At 40.8% G+C, this 22755-nt stretch carries 19 protein-coding genes; 6 read left to right on the forward strand and 13 right to left on the reverse strand.

Features of this window, described 5'->3' with window-relative positions; genetic code table 11:
- Nucleotides 1-7: 7 nt before the first annotated feature.
- The 7 genes from IW644_RS09910 to IW644_RS09940 all read right to left on the reverse strand — a co-directional run bounded on the left by IW644_RS09910 (nucleotide 8) and on the right by IW644_RS09940 (nucleotide 8091).
- Complete coding sequence (locus IW644_RS09910) at nucleotides 8-931, reverse strand: glycosyltransferase family 2 protein (protein WP_269917458.1); 924 nt, start codon at nucleotides 929-931, stop codon at nucleotides 8-10.
- A 3-nt stretch (nucleotides 932-934) separates the two neighbouring features.
- Complete coding sequence (locus IW644_RS09915; protein ID WP_269917459.1) at nucleotides 935-1885, reverse strand: sulfotransferase family protein; 951 nt, start codon at nucleotides 1883-1885, stop codon at nucleotides 935-937.
- Complete coding sequence (locus IW644_RS09920) at nucleotides 1882-2817, reverse strand: glycosyltransferase family 2 protein (protein WP_269917460.1); 936 nt, start codon at nucleotides 2815-2817, stop codon at nucleotides 1882-1884. The genes IW644_RS09915 and IW644_RS09920 overlap by 4 nt, the downstream gene beginning before the upstream one ends.
- 20 nt (nucleotides 2818-2837) lie before the next feature.
- Nucleotides 2838-3758, reverse strand: a complete 921-nt coding sequence (locus IW644_RS09925) for an O-antigen ligase family protein (protein ID WP_269917461.1) — start codon at nucleotides 3756-3758, stop codon at nucleotides 2838-2840.
- A 397-nt stretch (nucleotides 3759-4155) separates the two neighbouring features.
- Nucleotides 4156-5244 (reverse strand): GNAT family N-acetyltransferase, encoded by a 1089-nt coding sequence (locus IW644_RS09930; RefSeq protein ID WP_269917462.1) that lies wholly within the window; start codon nucleotides 5242-5244, stop codon nucleotides 4156-4158.
- A gap of 3 nt (nucleotides 5245-5247) precedes the next feature.
- Nucleotides 5248-6648, reverse strand: a complete 1401-nt coding sequence (gene xrt / locus IW644_RS09935; protein ID WP_269917463.1) for an exosortase — start codon at nucleotides 6646-6648, stop codon at nucleotides 5248-5250.
- A 30-nt stretch (nucleotides 6649-6678) separates the two neighbouring features.
- The gene (locus IW644_RS09940; protein WP_269917464.1) at nucleotides 6679-8091 is read right to left on the reverse strand and encodes a TIGR03013 family XrtA/PEP-CTERM system glycosyltransferase; all 1413 of its coding nucleotides are present in this window, start codon (nucleotides 8089-8091) and stop codon (nucleotides 6679-6681) included.
- 149 nt (nucleotides 8092-8240) lie between these two features.
- On the opposite strand from IW644_RS09940, the gene IW644_RS09945 reads away from it, so the two are divergent.
- From IW644_RS09945 to IW644_RS09960, 4 genes are read left to right on the forward strand one after another with little or no spacing between them, the layout of a single operon-like run.
- On the forward strand, nucleotides 8241-8873 hold the full coding sequence (locus IW644_RS09945; protein WP_269917465.1) for an XrtA/PEP-CTERM system exopolysaccharide export protein: 633 nt from the start codon (nucleotides 8241-8243) through the stop codon (nucleotides 8871-8873).
- Nucleotides 8874-8899: 26 nt separating this feature from the next.
- Nucleotides 8900-10468, forward strand: coding sequence for an XrtA system polysaccharide chain length determinant (locus tag IW644_RS09950; protein ID WP_269917466.1), 1569 nt, complete (start codon nucleotides 8900-8902; stop codon nucleotides 10466-10468).
- Entirely contained in the window at nucleotides 10468-11373 is a 906-nt protein-coding gene (locus tag IW644_RS09955; RefSeq protein WP_269917467.1) for an XrtA-associated tyrosine autokinase, read from the forward strand. The genes IW644_RS09950 and IW644_RS09955 overlap by 1 nt, the downstream gene beginning before the upstream one ends.
- Entirely contained in the window at nucleotides 11342-13015 is a 1674-nt protein-coding gene (locus IW644_RS09960; RefSeq protein ID WP_269917468.1) for a TIGR03016 family PEP-CTERM system-associated outer membrane protein, read from the forward strand. The genes IW644_RS09955 and IW644_RS09960 overlap by 32 nt, the downstream gene beginning before the upstream one ends.
- 130 nt (nucleotides 13016-13145) lie before the next feature.
- On the opposite strand, the gene IW644_RS09965 is transcribed toward IW644_RS09960, so the two are convergent.
- Together IW644_RS09965 and hldE are read right to left on the reverse strand one after the other, a co-directional pair.
- Nucleotides 13146-14210, reverse strand: a complete 1065-nt coding sequence (locus tag IW644_RS09965) for an XrtA/PEP-CTERM system-associated ATPase (RefSeq protein WP_269917469.1) — start codon at nucleotides 14208-14210, stop codon at nucleotides 13146-13148.
- A 156-nt stretch (nucleotides 14211-14366) separates the two neighbouring features.
- On the reverse strand, nucleotides 14367-15797 hold the full coding sequence (gene hldE / locus IW644_RS09970; RefSeq protein WP_269917470.1) for a bifunctional D-glycero-beta-D-manno-heptose-7-phosphate kinase/D-glycero-beta-D-manno-heptose 1-phosphate adenylyltransferase HldE: 1431 nt from the start codon (nucleotides 15795-15797) through the stop codon (nucleotides 14367-14369).
- Between the two features lie 31 nt (nucleotides 15798-15828).
- Between hldE and IW644_RS09975 the strand changes: the two genes are divergently transcribed.
- Nucleotides 15829-16176 (forward strand): GIY-YIG nuclease family protein, encoded by a 348-nt coding sequence (locus tag IW644_RS09975; protein ID WP_269917471.1) that lies wholly within the window; start codon nucleotides 15829-15831, stop codon nucleotides 16174-16176.
- 99 nt (nucleotides 16177-16275) lie between these two features.
- Here IW644_RS09975 and IW644_RS09980 read toward each other — a convergent pair whose 3' ends face one another.
- Nucleotides 16276-17181, reverse strand: a complete 906-nt coding sequence (locus IW644_RS09980; protein ID WP_269917472.1) for a DUF350 domain-containing protein — start codon at nucleotides 17179-17181, stop codon at nucleotides 16276-16278.
- 273 nt (nucleotides 17182-17454) lie between these two features.
- Here IW644_RS09980 and glnE point away from each other — a divergent pair, with 273 nt between their 5' ends.
- Nucleotides 17455-20367, forward strand: a complete 2913-nt coding sequence (glnE, locus tag IW644_RS09985) for a bifunctional [glutamate--ammonia ligase]-adenylyl-L-tyrosine phosphorylase/[glutamate--ammonia-ligase] adenylyltransferase (protein WP_269917473.1) — start codon at nucleotides 17455-17457, stop codon at nucleotides 20365-20367.
- Between the two features lie 13 nt (nucleotides 20368-20380).
- Here the strand turns inward: glnE and IW644_RS09990 are convergent, their stop codons facing one another.
- From IW644_RS09990 to IW644_RS10000, 3 genes are all read right to left on the reverse strand, one after another.
- Entirely contained in the window at nucleotides 20381-20998 is a 618-nt protein-coding gene (locus tag IW644_RS09990) for a TcpQ domain-containing protein (RefSeq protein WP_269917474.1), read from the reverse strand.
- A 298-nt stretch (nucleotides 20999-21296) separates the two neighbouring features.
- Nucleotides 21297-22232 carry an LpxL/LpxP family Kdo(2)-lipid IV(A) lauroyl/palmitoleoyl acyltransferase gene (lpxL, locus tag IW644_RS09995; protein WP_269917475.1) on the reverse strand — a complete coding sequence of 312 codons (936 nt, stop codon included), beginning with the start codon at nucleotides 22230-22232 and terminating at the stop codon, nucleotides 21297-21299.
- Between the two features lie 225 nt (nucleotides 22233-22457).
- Nucleotides 22458-22715 carry a DUF3081 family protein gene (locus tag IW644_RS10000; protein ID WP_179984123.1) on the reverse strand — a complete coding sequence of 86 codons (258 nt, stop codon included), beginning with the start codon at nucleotides 22713-22715 and terminating at the stop codon, nucleotides 22458-22460.
- Between the last annotated feature and the right edge of the window lie 40 nt (nucleotides 22716-22755).

A 22755-nucleotide genomic window follows, 5' to 3' on the forward strand; every position in this document is an offset into this window, starting at 1 on the left:
GCTAGCATCACTGACCATGAATCTGTTTATATTCATTATGCTTCACACCGAACAAGCCTACAATTGTGCCTACAGCGGAGCTCATTCGGAAAAGCCCGTCTACGTAGATACCTTTATTCATCGTAAATATAGATTTTAAAATCATAGCCCCGCCTCTTAGCAACCTAACGATTGCCAGAACCAAGCATTTGAGAATTACTAAGGTTATTTTCTCTTCAAATAAATGCGATCTTGTATAACCAATCCCGGAGCGGAAACCTCTTTTGCAAAACCATTTAACGTTTGTTCTTGATGCTGGTAGTTCTTCAATAACAGGAGCGTCCGTGTAAACCGTGACAAAACCAGCTTTTCTAGCTCGAAGAGAAAAGTGATAATCACTCGCTCCTGTCATGGCAAATCGGACATCAAAACAAGGGTGAAGTTTTTGAAAAACACGCTTTGTCAACAAGACATTATTAGTATAAAAAACCTTTAAGTGTTCGCCGTTAATGTAGTTTGGAGGAGGGTATAAAACCTTTGTCGCCCAATTTTGATTCAGCTCTTCATCAACTGAAATAACATGACTCGTAACTATATCTGCATTAGCTTCTTTACACGCGTTGAGTAGTGATTGAGCCCACGAATTTTGTTGAGGCCATTCATCGTCATCGATAAAGATTAGGTAATCTGAGCTTTCACCTATTGCAAACTCGATACACTTATTTCTAGCAAACACAATACCAGGTCTATTTTCAACTTCGTAGACAACATCTATAGGACTATCGTTGTAGCGTTTAACCACATTTTCAGTTTCAGTATCTGCTGCGTTATCGACTACTAAAATTGATACACCTATGTCTTCGTCTACCTTTTGATTTTGAAGTGCATCTAGAAGTCTTGCTAACCATACGGGCCTTTTGCATGTTATTACGGATATTAATAATTTCTCCACTTTTTAACCTCGATACCTGCCAGGGCTAAAAAAAGACTCAATTTTTTTCAAAGGCCAGCTTAATTTCCACCAAATAGATTCATAAGCATTTAGAAAGTGGTGTTTGAAATAGACTTCTTCTTTTTTCACCGCGTTTAAATGTTCTACTAGTACACTGGACAACGAATGCAAATGAGCTTGATACTCTTCTGAGGCTTTAACAACAGCGTTATGATCGATAACCGATTTACCTAATTCCAGATAAACGGTCATAGCCAAATTAACCAGTCTATCGTTTGGCACGTTAATCGAGTGCTGATTTTGAAGTTTTTTATCAATGAAGCTTTGCGAAGCTAGACTATCTAATTCGCCTAACGAAAAAGTCTCAAAAATTCTCTTTGCACAAGTTTCCGGGGTATTTAATAAATCTTCATACCTTAAAATGACTGAAGGTTGTTGTAGCGAACCAAAATAACTAGATAGTGTATAATTTAGCCAAAGGTGCATTACTTTTTGTAAAGAGAAACCATCTCGTTTTTTTAAAGAACCAAAGACTTCCATGGGGTGTCGAAGCATTAGTATGAAGTTGGCAGAGACGTTTAAGTCTTTAAATGTTTTGAGCCAAAAAGGCAAAAGTAACGAAGTTCGAGGGTCTTTCATTCCCCAAAGTAATTTTCCTCGATAATCTTTCTCTATTATAAGTTTCGCTTCATTTTGGTAGGCAGATAAATGAGGCTGTTGTTCCCCCGCTAGCGTCAAAGCGAGGGGGTGGTCCCAGGAAAGCAAACTTTCATCTAGAAGCCTGTCATTTATGTCTACCAAAAGTGAATTTTCAAAAAAGCCCTTTTCATTAACCCCTTCTTGAGGTGCAAATAGCGAGCTTCCCATAAAAACACCAAGTTCTGCTAAAAGACCTGATATCGCTGAAGTCCCGCTTCGATGCATGCCGACGACGACAATCGCTTTCTGACTCATTTAGCAACTCCCTTTAATAACTGCTTTACTCGCTTTAACCCTTTAATAAATGAGGAGGGTGTAACACTTAATATCAAGGAAGCAATAAGTAGGTCCAGCCGATATTTTTTTATGCCCCAGGCATCTAATAGACACTGTGCACAATTTATTATTTCATTAATATAAAAAAAATTGTTTGCGTAATGAAGATAAACTTTAAACATAGCTTCAGAGCACCAGCTTTTTTCTACCGCGCTCAATGTTTCATCTTGCAGTACTTTTTCAATACATACTTTGTCAGCTTTTAGCATCTTCTCTTCATTGAGAGAATAGTTCGCGCCGTGTATCACATAAGTAGCCAAAACTTGTTTGACTACTGCAAAGTTCGTGACTTTTGCAAGTCGAAGCCAAACATGCCGGTCATCTACGCCATGTAGTTCTCTGCTCTCATCAAAGCCTCCTATCGCTAAAAGTAAGTCGCGTCTTGCCATGCCTGTGCAACAAGAGATAAAATTCTGCATTAATAAGGCTTTAAAGCAATCGCCTTCAAAACACGGATGACTTTCATTTAATTTCCCTTCTCTGTCGACTTCTATCCAGCTATAAACAACGCCAATCTGAGCATTATCATTAAAGACTTTCATTTGCTCCGTAAGCTTTTCAGGCTTCCAAAGGTCATCTTGATCGCAAAAACCAATGATGTCGCCATCAGCATTCTCGATTCCAGTATTCCTTGCCGCTGCGACGCCACCATTCTGTTTATAGACATATTTTACTTTGTCTTCTTTTAGATATTTTTCAACTATTTTACTTGATAAATCCGTAGAACCGTCGTCAACCACGATGATTTCAAATTTGTTGTAGTTTTGTGCCAATAAGCTATTTAATGTTTTTTCAATGGTTGCTTCGCCATTAAACATCGCCACGATGACACTAGCTTTTAATTCATTCAATTTGTTTAATCTCTTAAAACTTAAATAGTAAGCAAAATTCTTATAAGGACATAAAGAAAGCCAAGACTTGAAAGCGAAAGCAACAGTATACGTTTGAGGTCTTTAGAAGTTAAAGACAGCGAAGTAAACTTACTCACTCGAAAAAACATGGCAGCGACCATCGCGACAAAAATATATACCACCATGATATAGCTTCTGCTTATGAAAAATGCCGTTACAGCATAACCAATTAAAGCTACAAGCAGATATTGGCTTAGATGCTTTTCTTTCTTAAGCAACTCCTCGTGTCCCTCTTTGCCATCTTGCACTTTCATAACGCTTAATAGCATGTGAAGCGCGATTAACATAAACATGGCCCACAATGTGTAACCGATAATGCCTAATTCCGACATAACTGTCACATAGGTGTTATGAGCAACTTTAGAGTGGTATTCCAAGAAGCGTTCTTTTCCAAAGCCAAACAACGGCCTATGTTTGAGCATTTGAATGCCTTCGTACCAAGCAGTCAGCCGCTGACTAGCACTTTCATCTTCTTTGCTTATTTTTCTGAACGCTCCCATAGCAAGAAAGACTACAGGTACGCTGATTGACGCTAAAATAACAGCTTTTACTTTACCGAACTTAATGTAAAACAAGCAGAAAAAAACGCTGAGCGCACCTAGCAAAGAACCTCTACTTCCGGTCCAATAGATACCAAGGCAAAGAAAAAATACGGTTGCTAGAGCAAACAATTTAGTAAACAAGCTTTTACTGGACAGCAAAAAATAGACTGCCACGGGAATATTCATTACTAGGAACATCCCCATATCATTTGGATCATTAAAATTACCGACGAACCTAGCTTGAATTGACTTCGCCCCCCCGTCGGAACGATATACAACAGACTCAGCCCACCCCTGTCCAATAGGGCTTTGAATTTGGCTATAAGCGTGATGCACCATTATGAGCGCGGCCGATACCGAAATAAAAAAGATAATATTTTGTCGTCTTACGGTAGTTAACAAGCTAAAATATAGGATAAAAGGAATTATATTCGCATTAATCCACTCAATTAATTTGCTTAAGTCACTAAAATACCTGTACGCTCGAATCTCCGAGAGAAGCATCGAAAAAAGTAATAAAATAAGTATTGTGCACTGTACGTTCCATACCTTGGGTTTGAGACCAAATAAGTAAAACATAAACGTTAAGATTAAGAATGTTCTTAAAAGTGGAAACTCTATGTTAAATACCGGCCACTCATGAGGTCGAGCTAGCAACAGCATGGTGTATACACAAAGAAGAAAAAAAGCGAAGCCCGCCTGCGATTGTCCATTTGCTGCCGTAATGTGAGATGTATTACCCTGCAAAACTTACCTCTTTATTTTTAACAAATAGCCTATATTTTAGTTTTGAGACAAGTATTGAAACCCTACCAAATAATAACGCGGAAAAGCTTTTATAATAGATAGAGCAGTAAACGGGTTTAGCGTATTCCGTAATGCTTTCTTTATAGGAGGGAGGCATAGAAAGTAAAAAGTCATATTTGTCTAGTTTACGCTCGCGCGCTAGTCCAAGCTGATACCTATGCAGAAGCATTCCCGGAGACAGATTAGGTTTAAACGATGTATCAACACCACTTTGATAAAAAACCAGATCATTACCTGATACCAATGAATAATTGATAGCAATAGATTTATTTTCTTTTTTTAACAAAACTAACGAAAGACTATTTTTTTTGATCAATTCCTCTGCAAGTTTCAAGTGGAATGAAAAAAATTTATCATTATCAAAAATAGTTATTGGTTGACTCTTGCGCCATCTCAAGTTGTGAAGTGATTTTAATTCGCCGAAATAACTGTCTAATTCGTCAACCGTTTTGGGTACGTGGAAGCTAACCCCTAATTTTTCTGCCGCTCTAGAATAACGAGCCGTTCTCTTTTCAAGTTTAGTACTGGACTCATGCGCTCGAATGAAATAACGATTGCCTATAAATTGTTTAGTCTTAAAAAAGCCACTTTCTTGAAGTTGTCTAGCCAGAAAACTATCTTCAAAACTGTTGCTTACAATTAACTTCTTTAAACCAATTTCTATAAAAGCCTTCTTAAATAGATGGCCATATTTTGCTTTTGATGGAGATAGAAGTAAAACATCTAGCCCCTCACTACATACCTCAGCTATTTCTGGTTCTCCGCTACCTAGAAACCAAAATACACCTTCAGATTCACCACTTTTAGTATACAAAGGCAGTGAACCAACTAATTCATTGCCCTCCCAAACAGTGACCACGGCCATAGCAGATATACTGCTAGAAAACGAAGTTACCCACGCATCAATCCAATCGAAACTCAGGAAAATGCTCTTATTACACGCTTTTCTGTCAAGTGATTGCCAATGCTCTTTTAAACTTTTAAAATCGGCTATTGTGCGGATTATTTTTAATTGCACGTTTTAATCGTCCAGTTGACTCGAAAAAGACTTTACGCACGTAAATTCGCACTTCTCAATAGAAACGTTTAACCAATGCTCTGTTTTTCCTTTGAATGCATTTTTTAAACGAGCAAATTTGAATAATTTGGGAGTACTGTACGTCGTCCCATCTATTTCATAGTTATATTTTAACAACCACGTCTGGCCGACATTATTTTTAGTGAGTAAAGTCTTGTATTCTTTATCATTACGTTCCGATAACAGTCGATGCGTTTCAGGTATAACTGTATTTAGGTAGTAACTCGCTTTCCCATCGAGTAACCTTCCGCTATATAAAAACTTAAATTGACGTTGTTCAGCTTTATCGCTAACCAATTCACATACAGAGTCGAAGTTATAAACAGTAAAAATATTATCTGTAACGGCTAACTCACAACCGAATCCTTGTGCGTGATGATTTTTTGTGTAGGCTGTTGTGTAAAGATTAACAGAAACTGAAGAAGCAAGAAAAAGAATTGCCACAGAGCATATCAACGCGTGCTTATTGATAGAAACAGATGCGGCTGGTTTAATTTTTACAACCTTTTTGCTAAGAAGACCTAATATCTCTTCTGAACGTTCCAACCTTGCGCCAATGTAAAACTGAACTAAGACAACTGGAATGTAAATATACCAACCAAAATTATTGTGGTCAGTCATTAGGGAGCTTTCCATGTTGGTGTAGTGCCCAATAAGAATAAGGCAAACTATTCTGACCCAGTTCGTTACTAAAGCGCCGAATAAGGCGACAGTTACGAAGATTAACGCACTTTTAACTGTCCGCAGATACAAATAGACATATAACGAACTGATGGCTAACGATACAATAATATATCTTAAACCGCTGCACCCCTTTGCAATTTCAAAAACGCCCGCAGGAATTGTAACAAACTCATTTTCTACAAAAACTGGAATCTCTGTAAAAGACATTATAAGTGTTACTACAAAAACAGAGAGATCTTGAAAGAATGGAGCAAACGCACCCCAAAAAGGATAAATTAATATTAGATATACGAGTGGGAAAACTAAAAACCAACTAAATGTGAATACTTGGAAGACTACGACAATGAGCAGAGCTAATGAAAAAAACCAGTATAGTAAGCTGATTTGCGAAAAGAGCGCAACTATGTAGATTGCGCCGATTAAACAACCAAAAATTAGCCAATAGCGATTAACCGAAGTACGTAATTCAAATTTTCCTGTCTGTGCGCATGTATACAGCAGGTAGACTATGATAAAGGGTACAAGATAAGCATGTGAATATGTACCATCATCGAAACCGTGCACCCAAAGTGTTTGCATCACATGGTAATTAACTACAGCCCACAATAATGCAATGATTAAAGCGATGCTGAAGCTTTTTAAGTAACCCCTTGCCAACATACTACCCTGTCCCTTTTTTATAACTGGAAACTATCTTCCTTTTCCAAATAACACAATTTCGACGGTTCTTATCAAAATCAGTATATCTAATAACAGGCTCTGATGCTTTACGTAATAAAGGTCAAACTTCAACTTCTCCATTGAGTCTTCAACGCTTGCGCCATAGGGGTAATTGAGCTGAGCCCACCCTGCTAGGCCAGGTTTAACATTGTGACGTTGATTATAATAAGGCACTTCACGAACTAGTTGCTCCACAAACTGAGGCCTTTCTGGGCGGGGGCCAATGAATGACATTTCGCCCTTGAATACGTTGAGTAATTGAGGAAGTTCATCTATTCGGTACTTTCGAATGAAATGACCTATTCTAGTGACTCTATCATCATTTTTGCTCGCCCACTTAGCACCATCTTTTTCTGCATCGGGGCGCATACTTCTAAATTTAAGTATCTTGAAAAGTTGTCCATTAAGACCAACCCGCTCTTGCTTATAGAGTACGGATACTCCAGTCCGTCGACCATCGTCAAGATAAATAATGATTGCGGTAGCAAGCATTACAGGCCACACAAAGAAAAATATGATGAAAGCTAGAATTGCATTAACTGAATAGTCTAAAGCGTCCCTCAAGTAGTTTTGGCTTTTAAAACCGTTAGAGTAAATGACCCAACTAGGATACATGAGGTTCACAACTATCTGGCCAGTTTCTCGCTCCATAAAATCGAGCAACTCAGTTACTTCAACGCCTCGTAAACGGCAATCAAAGAGCACTTCAACAGGCAAAGTACCACGACGCTGATCACAAGCTATAACAATTTCTTCAATATCGTTATCCGCTATGAACTTTTGAAAATTCTCGTCCACTTTTACATGGATAATCTTTTCCTTGTGTATCCCATCTTCTCTATTATCCCCCGGAATAGGGATAAAGCCTACAAGTTCGAAGCCTATGCGATCGACATCGCGACGCATTCTTTTTTCGATAATAGATGCACGCTCACCCGCGCCCAATACTATAATCCTAACTTTACCCAGACCAAGTAACCCTAGTCGGTTTGTAAAGTACCTAAATACAACAAGTGTTATGATAATGGCGCAAACTGAAGCGGGTAGAAAATATCCATCCATTAGTAAGTCATCAAACAAAACTCGACTGACAACTTCAACTAAAAAGTAGCTTAGCCCTACACTAACAAAAATTCGGCGTATTATTCCTCTAAAGGTTTCACGAAGCTTAGCTTCGTAGAGACCTACAGATAAAGAACATAACAAAATTGACACTGTCAATAAGCCGGTATTAACTAAAAGCTTCTCTACAGGAACTTCAAAAGATAATCCTATCTGCGTCAATATGAAATGGGTAATATACCCAATATAAGCAATGAGTAACGCTTCCGTTATAACTAAAATATTCGAGCGTTTATTCTGATTTCGCTTGTTAACTGCCACCCCTGGCCTCCCAAAACTACTTTATCTTACGTATCATAAAGGGATTTTTTCTAATAGACTAGAATTGTTATTGGCATTATAGTGATAATTACCGTAGGGTACTCGCCACAACGTGAAAATTTAACCATTTGAGTGTAGGATGATCTCTTATGAACCGCTTCTGCTCGTTACGAAACGCAACAGTCTGCATAATCATTACTTTAATCACTGGATGTAATAGTTCCTCTTCGTTACCAGAAGCGACAACACGACCTTCCCTCACTACAGACGTTAATGACTATCAATATCTTATCGGGCCAGGGGATTCACTAACTATCTTTGTTTGGCGGAACCCTGAAGTTTCTGGTCAATTCATTGTTAGACCTGACGGAAAGGTAACAACATCGTTGGTCGAGGATATTGATGTAGCTGGTCGAACGCCAACTATGCTTGCAAGAGAGATTGAAGAACAACTTTCGGTTTATATAAATAATCCGAGGGTCACAGTTAGCGTCAATAGTTTCTCTGGCCCTTTGAGCGAGCAAGTACGAGTCATTGGAGAGGCGACTAATCCCAGCGCAGTTAACTATACTGAGCACATGACGTTACTAGACCTCATGATTGCCGTTGGCGGGTTGACTGAATTTGCCGATGGCAATAGTGCCAAGTTAGTTAGGGTCGAAAATAATAATAAAACTACGTACTCTTTAAATATCGACGATTTAATTAGAGATGGTGACATAACAAAGAATATCGATATACTCCCAGGCGATGTCATAATCATACCAGAAGCTTGGTTCTAGTTCTTAGCAGTATACGGAACATTTAAATGCAGGATTTACAACAAACCTTAATTCAATTATTGGATTTAGTTAAGGGTATTTGGATTAAAAAGCGATACGTGATTATTGCGTCATGGTTAATATGTCCAATTGGTTTTTTTATTGTGGCTACCCTTCCCGACCAATATAATTCTGACGCAAAAGTATATGTAGATACCCGTTCAGTGCTTCAACCTCTCCTGCGGGGCTTGGCTATACAATCTAATCCTGATGAAGAAGTTAGGATGATGGCCCGTACCCTTTTGAGCCGCACTAATGTCGAAATTATTGCAAGAGAAAGCGACCTAGATATTACTACATCGAGTGATCGGGAGTTCGAAGACTTAGTTACACAGTTATCGTCTTCAATTGATCTTAAATCAGCTGGTAAAACCAATATTTATAATATTTCTTTCTCGCATGAAGACCCTGTTGTAGCACAGAGGGTTGTACAAGAAACTTTGGATCTATTTGTTGAAGGTTCCTTAGGGAACAACAGGCGAGATACAGATACCGCAGGGCGCTTTCTTGAAGAACAGATTGCAGAGTATGAAAACCGCCTAACCGAAGCAGAGCAACGCTTAGCTCAATTCAAACGACAATATAATAATATCTTGCCAATGTCAGGCACCTACTACAGTAGCCTTCAAAACCTTTATGCAGAACTTGAACTTACTAGGCTAAGTATTAAACAGACGCAGCAACAGGTAGACACACTTCGCTCCCAAATAAAGAAATCTTCGGCGTCGGATAGCTTCTCTGTTTCTAGTCAAGAAGAATCCAGTTTAAAAACTCGATATGATGACAGGATTAGAAACCTCGAAGAAGAGCTAGACAAGCTACAATTACGCTTTACTGATAAGCACCCTGATGTAGTGGAAGCTAGACAGCTACTGCAAAGCTTAGAAGAGTATCGCAAAAAAGAAATAGACGCATTTTTAGCTTCCGTTGATGAGGAAGATCAGCTTCCACTTAATGAGCTCACTCAGGAAATTCGTCTTGAAATGAGCAAGTTACAAGGTGAAGTGGCATCTTTAAAAGTAAAAGAATCAGACTTGGTAACTAAAATTGCGGAATTTGAATCGAAAGTTGATTTAATTCCTCAGATTGAAGCAGAATCTACTGCTTTAAACAGAGATTACGGTATAACTAAAAAGAAGTATGAAGAGTTACTTTCTCGACGGGAGTCTGCGGACCTATCAAGACGCGCCGAAGTTTCTTCTGAAGAGTTGCAATTTAGAATCATAGAGCCTCCCTTAGTAGCAAACACTCCCTCTGGACCTAACAGGCTAATCCTGTACACAGCCGTTTTACTGGTCGGTTTTGGGGCTGGTTTAGGACTAGCACTATTGTTAAGTCAATTATCACCAATTTTGATCCGGCCTAAGCAGTTATCATCTCTTTCTGAATATCCGATATGGGGTACAGTGAGTCATCTCGACATAGAGCAAATTAAGAAAAAGAATAGAATAAGAGTTTTTATTTTTGCTTGTTCTTGTATGGTAATACTTGGCTTATACAGCATACTTGTAGCTGCTGAAACAATGAACGTAAACTTGGTCACGAGGTATTTATAATGTCCAATACGATAGAAAAAGCGTTGTTGAAGAAAAAGCATGCTAGTCAAAACCAAAATCAACCATCGACAAGTGATGAAGAGAGTGAGTCCAACGCTAAGGCGTCCCACGAACTTAGTGTGGAAAACAAAACTCTTACAAACAAGTCTTCAAGCGCTTCATCTAATGACATATTCGAAATTGACTTACAAAGACTGAGTGCGAATGGACATATATCCGTGTCAGGTGAGCGTAAGCAAATAAACGAAGAGTACAGAGAAATAAAAAGGAAGCTATTGGCAAACGCTTTCGGCAACTTAGCTAAAACGCTGCATAACCCAAATATTATAATGGTTTCAAGCAGCAGGCCTTCTGAAGGAAAAACGTTTACGGCTACAAATTTGGCGTTAAGCATCGCTGCAGAGCAGGACAAGACTGTGTTGTTAGTAGATGCCGATGTACTTAAACCTAATGTTTTGAACACGTTGGGACTCGAACGACGAAAGGGACTCATGGAGTACCTTGTTGGAGATGTTGACGATATCTCGGATGTACTTTACGGTACTAATATAGATAAGCTGAAGATAATTCCCGCAGGAAGATCACACCACTTATCAACTGAAATGCTAGCAAGTAAGAAAATGCATGAAACTGTAAATGAGTTCGCCAATAGGTATCCCGATAGGGTGGTAATTTTCGATACACCACCATTAATAGGGATTAATGAAAGTGCGATTTTAGCCAACTTTGCTGGACAGGCGGTTGTTGTCGTTGAAGAGGGACGCGCTAAAGTAAGTGATATTAAAATGGCAGTTGAAAGGCTGAACCCAGAAATGGCAATAGGTTTTGTTGTAAACAAGTCAGTTCATCACGACACAGATGGAAGTGGATATTATGGGTACTACTACTCAGAGCGCAGTGATTAACCATAGTTTTATGCCTAAACTGAGAGTAATAAAGCTATCGATTATTGCTTTCTCTGTTGCAATAAGCATTCCCTCACAGGCTAAATTAGAGGTAAGCGCTTTAGCATCAGCCGACACCACTCATCAACACGTGAAAACGGAAGATAATGGCACTCGCTCTCTTACTACCTTTACGATAGCACCTCAGGTAAATGCCGTATACCAAACTCGAACATTCCAAGGCCTTTGGTCTGGTACCTATACCCATCTTGAACGCGACAATGACGACACTAGTCAGCGCCAAGACTACGCTGAGTACAACTATTCTGCCCAGTGGGTACCTTTCAAAAATCTGTTATCATTCCAAGCTGCTGGAGCTTTAATTTATCAAAATACTAATTCTTCTAACTTTTTATTAAGTGATTTCATTGCAAACTCTGACAGTTTAGCAAAAACGCGCTCTAACAGGCTTTTATCTACTCTTACCTTGGACCACGGTGATTGGGTGAGAGGGCAAGGCACAGCATCATACTCAGACACCGCATCTGAACGCTCTTTAACTAATAACAATGCTTTAGACAATGACAGTTATCAGCTTACTGGTACCTTAGTTAATGGTGATGAAGCTAAGTACTTCATATGGTCAGTGACCGGTACTTATCAAAATACCGAGCGTAGCCAGACGAACAATGGTGATTTTGAGTCCAGAACTGGTGATGCTTATATAGACACTCGAATTTATGGTGACTGGGCTTTTCGTTTAACTGCAGGGCATGAAGCCAACCAAATATCTGACAGAGATGATACCAATAGCTTAGTTAGAGAGTTTAACTCTTATGGTGCAGGTTTAACTTATCGGCAAGCTGAAAATCGTTATATCTCGATAACAGCAAATAAGAGCGACTCAGACATCGAAGATGATGATGGTGAAACATTCGTTGGTGTCGATTTGCAGTGGGCTTTGAGTACCCGTACTCGCATCGCCGCCACATACGGACGTCGCTTTTATGGTGAATCGGCATCAGCGAGCATAGGTTATAACTCTAAATACCTACGAACATCATTTAGCTACTCAGAAGATGTAACTAATACCTCGAGACTTCTTGCCGATCCAGAAAACTTAGGCGTATTCGTTTGCCCTGCGGCAACAACATCCATCGCCGATTGCTTCCAACCTAACAGTTTAAGCTATACACCCAATGCCGGTGAGCAACTGGTTCAACTTACGTCTCAAAACGTGGAGTTCGACGACAATATTATTTTACGTAAAAGTGCCAATTTTCAATCGGGCTATGACTTTTCTCGCGTTACTCTCGCGTTTTCTTGGCGCTACTCTGAAGATGACTACCTAGATGAAGATAGGCTAAGACGCACCTATTCTTTTGGTACCAACCTAGCCTATAAAATTGGCAGTTATACTAACATAACCAGCAGTATTAGTTACGCCAATATTACAGGTCAGGGGGCTGAAGAAACTTTCAGGGGCGAAAGTGACAACTGGAACGCCTCTATTGGTCTAGAAAGAGAGTTCGGCCGTCGCTTGAAGGCAAGTATTGATGCTAGATACCTTGAGCAAGAAGGTGATTTAAGTGCTGGTGGTCAATTTGGAAACAACTACACTGACCGTCGTATAAGTGCATCTATCACTTACACATACGACTAGTTACCTAATAAATGTACAAGCAAATTACTCGCTATACATAGTTAGCACAAAGCCCTATTTAAACCCGAAAGCGCCTTTAAAAGGCACTTTTGGGTTCTGCTCGTTTATACTGCAATGCCGAATTTGACCATCATTCTTTCTTATCATCACCCTTAAGCCGCACATACGTCTTAAACTTCTTTTTCATAAGCTTATCTACGTACTGGGTCATTTTCACTTTCTGTGAAATTGCGTCATCCAAAGCATCAACCAACTCAGCGAGCATATCTAAGTAGTACTTAGTGTCTCGAATAACATTGCCTTTCGGCGTCATGATGGTTTGGCTTTCGGGGTGGTCGACAAAGCCCATATGTTCGGTGACTTCTGCGCCTGTTTTATCTGGCTCGAACATCTCGGCTTTTACTTCTTCAATAACCTCGTTTACCGCATCAGCGTCAAAGCTCTCTAGCTCTTCCAAAAAGCCATAAAGCATAACCCTGTCCATAAGGGTATTAATTTTACGAGGAATACCACGAGAGAATATATGAATGCGCTCTAGCGCCTCGTCACTAAATAGTGCAGAGCCGTTCCATCCCGCATGATGTAAACGGTATTCGATATATTCTTTGCACTCTTCCAAAGAAAGGGGAGCCAAATGGCAAGACGCCACGATGCGCTGCCTAAACTGTTCCATGTTTGGTGCACGTAAAATAGGCTGCAGCTCTTCCTGACCAAGCAAGAAGCTTTGAATAAGCGGCTTGCCGTTTAGCTGAAAGTTGCTCAGCATTCTAAGCTCTTCGATGGTTTCTAACGGAAGGTTTTGTGCTTCATCTACAAGTAACAGAGCACGTCGGCCTGCTTTGTTTAAGTCGTACAAGAAAATTTCAAGGGCTTTCAAGATATCCGCTTTTGAACGTCCCTCAGTAGGAATATCAAATTTAGACGCGACCATTTTTACTAATTCGTCTGGCGAAAGCTTTGGCGTAACTATTTGCGCTGCCGCAATATCATCTTCAATTTCTTCAAGCAGACTATTGGCAACAGTAGTTTTGCCTGTTCCAATTCCGCCAGTAATAACAATAAATCCCTCGGCTTGAGAAAGGCCATACTGTAAGTAAGACATGGCGCGCTTATGCCACTTACTTGCGAAGAAAAATTCTGGGTCTGGGGTTAACTGAAACGGTTTCGAGTTAAGTCCATAGTAACTTTCGTACATGCTATTTGCCGTTATTCCATTAGAAATGTGTGTTCAAAACCAAGGCTTAAAGTTGGTTAAGAATAGCGCGTTATGCTTTATTTATGCTTGTAATCTACATGGTAACTAACAACGCGCCGTTATCGAAGTATTATCTTTATAGCTCCCACTAAAGGCTTATCGCAGTTTGTTTTCAGTTATGCGTTCGATGATACCTGTAGTCGATACCCCATCTTCAAACGTTAACACTTTAACCTCACCGCCATTTTCTAAAACGTCAGTGCCACCTGCAATGTCTTCAATCTTGTAGTCGCCGCCTTTTACTAATACATCAGGCAGTAATCGGGCAATAACTCGCTGAGGCGTATCCTCTTCGAAGGGTACAACCCAATCGACTGCGCTTAAGCCTGCTAGTACAGCCATACGCCTGCTAACGTTATTCACTGGGCGACCTGGACCTTTTAGTTTGGTCACAGACGCATCAGTGTTCACTGCAACAATTAATCGGTCACCAAGCTGTGCAGCTTCTTCAAGGTAAGCAACATGACCAGAGTGCAATATATCAAAACAGCCGTTGGTCATGACGATACGTTCACCGCGTGCTTTAGCTGCTTGAAGCGCAATTTCCAGCTGGTCTTCATTCATCACGCCGCCATCTAAATGTACCGATTGCTCGCCCAAGGCCAGCGCAAGTTCAGTATTCGACACGGTAGATGTACCCAGTTTTCCAACCACAACGCTTGCTGCTAAATTAGCAAGTACACAGGCTGCTTGAAGTGGCAAATTACAGGCCACGGTAACAGCGAGTGTTGAGACAACCGTATCCCCTGCCCCAGTTACGTCGTACACCTCTTTAGCTTTTGCTGGCAAATGAAATTCGGTGTTGTCGCCGTCAAACAATGTCATGCCGTCTTCTGAACGCGTTACAAGAAGTGCATTTAACCCTAGCTTTTCTTTCAGTTCAGAAGCTTTACTAACCAGTGCTTGTTCACTTTCAATTTCGCCCACGACGCTTCGAAGTTCATCCATATTAGGAGTGATCAACGTCGCTCCCGCATACTTTTCAAAATTACTTCCTTTAGGGTCAACAATCACACACTTGTTCTTACTTCGCGCTTTTTCAATTAATGCTTGTGGATTGCTCAAACAACCTTTTGCGTAGTCGCTTAGAATAACAACGTCAGCATGGTCTAGCGCCTTTTCGAAAGCTAATTCCAATACTGATTTATCTGTCTCCTCAAAACTCTTCTCAAAATCTAAGCGTAGAAGCTGCTGATTTCTGCTCATTACTCGAAGCTTTGTAATAGTATCGAAGCCATCAACTTCAAAGAACTCACAGCGAATGTCGTGAGTCTCTAATCGCTCTTTTAATATGTTGGCGTTTTCGTCTTTACCGCACATGCCAAGCAGGGTTACCTCTGCACCTAACGTTGCTACATTTACTGCAACGTTCGCTGCGCCACCCGCTCTATCTTCGGAATTTTGAACGTTCACTACTGGCACGGGGGCTTCTGGCGATATACGACCTGTACCACCGCTCCAATAACGGTCTAACATAAGGTCGCCAACAATAAGCACTTTTGCTTTACTAAAATCTGGTAATATCATGCTGAGAGTAACTTTTTAGACATTGAGTACATTGGCACAGAGTATAACAGCCAAGACAGGCAATACCCACCAACCAAACGCAAATCCACTTTGGTATCTTTATATGGTTGAGAACAAGCTTGGGCAAATTTACACGGGCATTACTACTGACCCTAAACGTCGTATTGCCCAGCATAGGGGAATACTAAAAGGGGGCGCGAAGGCGCTTAAAGGTAAGTCTCCATTAATTTTTAGAGCCGTATTTGAAGTTGCCGACAAAGCGCAAGCAGCAAAGCTTGAATATGCGGTTAAGCAAATGAACCGCGCTCAAAAAAACGGCATCATTCAAAAAAAGCAACTCAACGATTTGCCGTGTATAAAGTCAGCGTTTGAGGACTAAGTAATTGGCGACAGATTTGTCGCCAACTATTGTTCAACGGGAGCACTAAAGGCGAAATATTTTGCTTACTTAGTTTGTAAAAGCTCTCAAATTGCTGAACTAACCACCTAGAACACCATTGATGATCATGGCGTTACCGATGCTTAATGTAAAACCTAACGCCGCTACACCTACATTGTGCTGATGGTCCACTTCTCGGCGGAAGTTCATACCAAAAAGTATGATTTTCTTATTCACCAAAACCAACAAATGAAGTGCGATAGCTAAGCCCACACTCACAATTAACCACCCCGTTACATTACTCACATAGCCTGATGGATTGTATATAAGTAAGTTCTTCGCCGCTGAAACAATCATAGCTGTACCAAGCAGGTTACCACTATGCTCGATAGCGAGCGCTAACTGCCCTTTTTCTAGCGCCCCTTGAAACGAGTCATTTTGGTTATCCCGTGCGTATCTGAACTCTAAAATCCGCGTCATTACTAGTAGCATGGTCAGGACTACGGTAAAACCCGTTACAATGGCAATCAGCGCATTCATGTCACTGCCATCAACCCATATCATAATATTGCGTAGCACTATTGCACTGGCTACTAAGCTAGCGGCATCAACAAGCGCTACACTAACGCTTCGTTCGGCAATCATTGTGTGGGTGTCTAGTTTGTTAAGTACTAGTTTATCGTGTGCAAAGCGACCAAACTTCACCAGCATGATCCCCACAAAGCCAAAAGTAACCATGCCTATAGCCGCTTCTTGGTAGCCTACGCCTATATGACGTCCCACTACTGAACTCAGTACAATACATAAAGACAACATCCCCCCGGCAATGCTTATGCCAAACGCAAAGTTATCTTTAACACCAAGTTCTTCAGTTACCGAGTACTTTCTAAATGCGCCTGTCAGCCATTTCATAATCATGAGTAGCACCAACGCTATTGCCACATCCATGGCAAGGTAAATCAATAATTCCTGCGTTAGAGGTACTAGTTTTAATAAGGCTTCCACGTTATCTTTGCTCCTTGAACATACGAAGTTCCTTGCTGAGTGCCATTCTGTAATCAGTATTGTTGTAGTAATAACAATTGGGGCAGCAGCATCCATCCTTGCTAAATGGTTACAAAGATGACAGCGAACTTGTTCAGATTTATTTCAATAAATGCCCGAAGAAGTCACCGTCGTTGTCCAAGACGGTAAAACTCAACAGGCTATGAATACTTTTAATAAAAATGAAAGTATTCATTATTTTACATAAATGTTATCTCTTAAGATGCGAGCATTATGCCAATAGACAGCGAAAATAGCATGACAAACCTAGAGCAAGCCGAAAAATTATGGCAGCAGTTGCTAGATTCACCTGCCTTGACCGAAACCGATCGAGTCATTGCAGAAAACCACCGTGAAGCACTTTTAAGCGCTTTTGCTCGCTCCGCTTTCCTAGCTGAAACATTGATACAAAAGCCTGAGTTTACTTCCAGAATCGTCGAGCCTTCGTCTAATTTTATTGATTTTGACTCAACTCTTAGTCACTTCAGCACTGAATTAAAAATAAAACTTGAAGCACTCAAGAGCGAAGACGAATTACTAAAAGTGCTTCGTGAATATCGCAATCAAGAAATGGCACGTATCACCTTCTTAGATGTGCTCAATAAACAGAATATTGAAGATTCACTTGCTCAAGTTTCTGCATTGGCGGATGCGCTAATAACTAGCGCCTACCATTGGATTTATCAAAACTTAGCTCAACGCTATGGAAATCCGAAGAGCAACGGCCTAGATATGCACATGTACATTCTTGGTATGGGCAAACTTGGTGGGCGAGAACTCAACTTTTCGTCAGACATTGACTTGATATTCGCTTACCCAGAAAAAGGAGAAACTAGCGGAGGCAAAAAAGCGCTAGAACATCAGCAGTTTTTTACCAAGCTAGCCCAAAAGCTTATTCAAGCGCTGAACAAAGTTACTAATGATGGCCAAGTCTACCGTGTGGATATGCGCTTACGTCCCTTTGGGGATTCCGGTCCCCTTGTAATGCATTTCGCTGCGCTTGAGGACTACTATCAGGACCAAGGCAGGCACTGGGAACGCTTTGCCATGGTGAAAGCACGGGTCATTAATGATGATAATTCAGGTAATGCTTCGTGGCTAAAAGGCATTCTTCACCCGTTTACGTTTAGGCGTTATTTAGACTTCACAACGCTGGATGCGCTGCGCAATATGAAAAAGCTTATCGCTACAGAAATTCGTAGGCGACGTTTGAGCAACAATATTAAACTGGGTGCTGGCGGTATTCGAGAAGTTGAGTTTTTTGCCCAAAGTTTTCAGCTTATCCATGGCGGTCGTGAACCAGCGCTACAAAGTAAGTCTTTACTTCACACGTTAGATGTTTTGAGCGAATTAGATATTGTAGAAAGCGAAGTAACAAAGCAGCTTAAACAAGATTATTTGTTCTTAAGAAAAGTAGAACATTCATTACAACAAAGCCAAGACCGTCAAACTCAAACATTGCCCCACGAACCGTGGCAACAAGATGCGCTGATTGATGTTATGGGCTTTGCTGATTATAGCGACTTTTTGACTCATTTAGACGAAGTGATGAATCGCATACACGGTCATTTCAACGAATTAGTTGAAGAATGCCATGACACACATTCAGATGAAGATCAGCTTTTTATTGCTTGCCAAGACGCTTGGCGTCTTTCACTGCAAGAAGATGAGTTTACTGAAACGTTTAGCGACAATCTTTCCGGTAAAGAAAGCAGTCAAATCTTCACCATTCTCGTCGCCTTTAAAGACAAGCAACGAAACTACCGCATAGGTCAACGAGGCGAAGATACCCTTAACAAACTTCTTCCGGAAATTTTATACGTATTAATTAAGCAGCACCCCAATCACACAGCGCAGGTGTTGAGCCGATTATTAGGCGTCATTGAAGCAATTACCGGTCGCACAACGTACCTTGATCTTTTGCTTGAAAATCCGGATGTGCTTAAGCAGCTGGTAAGGCTTTGCGAGAGAAGCGACTGGATAGCCCAGGAAATTAGACGATTCCCACTCTTATTAGATGAACTGCTCACCCCACTCTATTTAGGGCAGCAGAATACTGACATTAAAACCAGCAAGCAGGAATATCAGACTGAGCTACGCGAAACCATGCTCCGTATAGAGCAAGACGACGTGGAAATGTTGATGGATGGACTTAGGCAGTTCAAACTTTGCCAACAGCTTCGTATTGCTGCCAGTGATATTAGTGGATCCCTACCCATTAATAACGTTAGCGATAAACTCACCGTTCTAGCAGAGGTTATCTTAGAGCACGTCGTTAATGCAGCATGGATGCAAATGCGACAGCGTTTCGGCGTTCCTTCGCACCTTGAGGGTAATGATAAGGGCTTTGCCGTTATTGGCTACGGTAAATTAGGCGGTTATGAGCTAGGGTATGGCTCGGATTTAGATTTAGTTTTTATACACAATGCGCCCCGTTCAAGTAGTACAGACGGCAAAAAATCGATTGAGGCACAACAGTTTTATATTAAGTTGGCCCAACGCATTATGCACCTCCTCAATACTAAAACACTGTTTGGTCAGCTGTACGAAACTGACTTACGTTTGCGCCCTTCTGGCAACGCTGGGCTATTGTGTTGTCACATAAACGGTTTCGAGAAATATCAAATTGAGGAAGCTTGGACATGGGAACACCAGGCGCTGGTAAGAGCAAGAGCTATCTGCGGCGACACATCACTATTGAACGACTTTTCACAGGTAAGGCATTCAATCCTCAGTCAATCTAGAGACCTTCAAACACTGTCACAAGATGTCTGCAAAATGCGAATAAAAATGCGTGAACACTTACTGGCTAAAAATAATGAAAAAATTGATTTGAAGCAGTGTGAAGGCGGTATTACTGACATTGAGTTTATTGCGCAATACCTTGTATTAGCACACGCTTGTACTGTGAAAGCAATGACTGAGTACCCAGATAACCTCAGAATTTTCGATGTTGCAGCCAGTGCGAACATCATTGATACGCCAACAGCTCAAAAACTCCAAAAGGCCTACTTGCGGCTTCGCGAACAATATCACCACCTCACTCTGGCAGATACCAAGTACGCTGACCAAAGTGAAGAATTAGATGTTATACGCGAGCAAGTGAGGCAACACTGGGATACATTATTTGGCAGGCTCAGTGACTGAGCCTGCAAACGAGCTACCCGCGAACCCGGCGGCATTGATTTTTTAGAAAATCGGTCTCTTGAGCCGTAACAACTAAAGAGCGCTGCTCTGCACATAGATAAGCTTGGACTTCGCCTTCGAAACTACTGTCGATGGCGCTTGCGATCTTAGCTAAAGAACCGGCAACTGTATTGTCTAATTGAAATTGATGCTTAATAACAAAGTCTTGTTCCAAATTCCAAATTAACTGCATACCTTCAGCTTGAGCATATTGCGAAATTGCCTCGCGAAGCGTGTTGCCTTCTTTGAAGGTTCGATACTTGTGTTCGCCAGTCCAGTTCTTTTCAACCGGACGCGTTTGACTGGACATATTTGCTAACTTGCTGTCTAGGTTAGGATCTACACCGGCAATATCGAGCACGAAATCACCCTGTTCATCCTCTAATGGATCAGTTGAAGACATACGAAAGTCACGGTAAAACTCGCTAAGGCCCTTTGAAACAGATTTCTCTTCTTTTTGTGATGCAGGTGTAGGTGATTGTTCGTGTGTCTGTAGCATATAAATCAGTACGCCTGCGGCAATAACAAGCACTACCGCAATACCTATCTGCTTTGCCCAAAATGAAGAGCTTGAATAACTCGTCTGTCCCATAACCTACCAATCTGTAAATACACTAAAAAAAGTTCGAAGCTTTTTTGACGCAGCTCGAACCAACCCGATTTATTAATATTAGACGAATCGGCTTTAATACGCCTTTATCCTATTTATCTATTTTTGTAAGAGCAAACAGGTTGCCGCCAATGACGATATAAGCAATGGTTACGCGCTTTAGTCACCTACTGCCAGGTTATAAAACTCAACACTCTGCCAGGTGTTGGCAAATCTCACGCTATAATTACGCTCAACCACTGTGCGTACTTTTTCGTTAAATTGGCTTTCAGTTTAGCCCTTACAATGACTTATAGAGAGATTCTGGATTACTCTCAGGGCGTGTTTTGAAACGCTTGTGCATCCATAAGTAGCTCTCTGGTTGCTCTTTCACTGCGCTATCAACGTGTTGATTTAAAAGAGTTAAAGCTTCTGCATCTTCCATTGCGCCAAGTTCAGAAAGTGGTGGGTATATTTTTATCTTATAGCCGCGTTTGGTGTATTGAGACGTTATGATCATAGGCTCAGAGTTTGTGCGCCTTATAAACATAAGCGTCGCCGTTGTTGTAGCCGTTTCTTTTACGCCACCAAATGGCACAAAAATGCTCTGTCTAGGGCCGTAATCTTGGTCGGGAAGATACAAGCATAACTCTTTATCATCAAGTGCTGCAATAAGCGCCTTAGCATTTCGTTTATCAATCATGTATTTATTAGAGCGGTTGCGCCCGTGATACTGAAGATAATCGACTAGCGGGTTGTTGTGCTTTCTGTAAAAGGCAATACTAGGGTGGTAAAAACCTATGCCACGACACGCAAACTCTAAGTTCATATTATGTAGCGCCATACCAAAAACGCCTTTACCTTCAGCAAGGGCAGCTTCCACATGTTCAGTGCCCTCTATTTCAATAGCGCGTTTGACCCGCCAGTCAGGCCACCACCATCCCATGGCGGTTTCGAACAGTGCCATACCTGTTCTACGTATGTTTTCTTTATAAAGTGCTTCAATTTCACTTTCAGACAATGACGGGTTCCAAAGTTGTAAATTTCGTTTTGCAACTTTCGCTCGTTTAGGCACCACAAGAGCAATCAGCTTTCCTGCGCCGCCCCCAATAGTGCGGATAACAGGTAATGGTAGCCAAGTAATAGCATATAGAATAAAAACGCCCAACCAAACGGGCCAGAACTTAGGGCCAAGGAATGCCAATTTAAACTTAGGAGCTTTAATTGCCGCCGCCAATGTATATTTCCTATTAAGTGAAGTGGGCGGCATTGTAGCAGAAGGTTTTTAGCGGGGCTAATTGGGCCAGTTAACCAACAGAATGATTGGGATAAAAGGGAACAAAACAGACGTAAGGCAGGCAGTGACAGGATTATATTATTCGCTAAATATCACCACCTAGCCTATGTGTTTACACAATTGCCTGTTTTAGCTTGCTGTAGCCAAAATGAAAGGAGCCGCTACTCAGAACTCTTTATCAATTTCCTTTAGTTTCTTCTCAAAAGATTCGTACTGATCTTTTGAATCATAATCAAAGTGATACTGATTATGAAAACCAAACTGGAGCTTCACATTCACGTCCTCAATGTACAGCGTATACCCGTCATGGTCAGTAAAAGCAGTTATCCCTTTAAGCTTATACTGTTCGTTTTCTTTTGCACCATGTTGGCGAATCTTATCGAAAACTTGAAGTAAGAACTTGCTGTCTAATTCGTTTTTCATTGTAAATCCATAGTTGTGAATTTACTTACTTTTACATCAA

This window comes from Alteromonas sp. PRIM-21 (assembly GCF_027563165.1).
In the GTDB taxonomy this organism is placed as follows: domain Bacteria; phylum Pseudomonadota; class Gammaproteobacteria; order Enterobacterales; family Alteromonadaceae; genus Alteromonas; species Alteromonas macleodii_A.

Bases quoted from the DNA above. Each gene is read 5' to 3' on its own strand.
- IW644_RS09945 (WP_269917465.1), top strand. From the start codon at position 8,241: ATGAACCGCTTCTGCTCGTTACGAAACGCAACAGTCTGCATAATCATT.
- IW644_RS10000 (WP_179984123.1), bottom strand. From the start codon at position 22,715: ATGAAAAACGAATTAGACAGCAAGTTCTTACTTCAAGTTTTCGATAAG.
- IW644_RS09965 (WP_269917469.1), bottom strand. From the start codon at position 14,210: ATGTACGAAAGTTACTATGGACTTAACTCGAAACCGTTTCAGTTAACC.
- IW644_RS09955 (WP_269917467.1), top strand. From the start codon at position 10,468: ATGTCCAATACGATAGAAAAAGCGTTGTTGAAGAAAAAGCATGCTAGT.
- IW644_RS09960 (WP_269917468.1), top strand. From the start codon at position 11,342: ATGGGTACTACTACTCAGAGCGCAGTGATTAACCATAGTTTTATGCCT.
- IW644_RS09990 (WP_269917474.1), bottom strand. From the start codon at position 20,998: ATGGGACAGACGAGTTATTCAAGCTCTTCATTTTGGGCAAAGCAGATA.
- glnE (WP_269917473.1), top strand. From the start codon at position 17,455: ATGCCAATAGACAGCGAAAATAGCATGACAAACCTAGAGCAAGCCGAA.
- IW644_RS09925 (WP_269917461.1), bottom strand. From the start codon at position 3,758: ATGGTGCATCACGCTTATAGCCAAATTCAAAGCCCTATTGGACAGGGG.
- hldE (WP_269917470.1), bottom strand. From the start codon at position 15,797: ATGATATTACCAGATTTTAGTAAAGCAAAAGTGCTTATTGTTGGCGAC.
- IW644_RS09950 (WP_269917466.1), top strand. From the start codon at position 8,900: ATGCAGGATTTACAACAAACCTTAATTCAATTATTGGATTTAGTTAAG.
- IW644_RS09915 (WP_269917459.1), bottom strand. From the start codon at position 1,885: ATGAGTCAGAAAGCGATTGTCGTCGTCGGCATGCATCGAAGCGGGACT.
- xrt (WP_269917463.1), bottom strand. From the start codon at position 6,648: ATGTTGGCAAGGGGTTACTTAAAAAGCTTCAGCATCGCTTTAATCATT.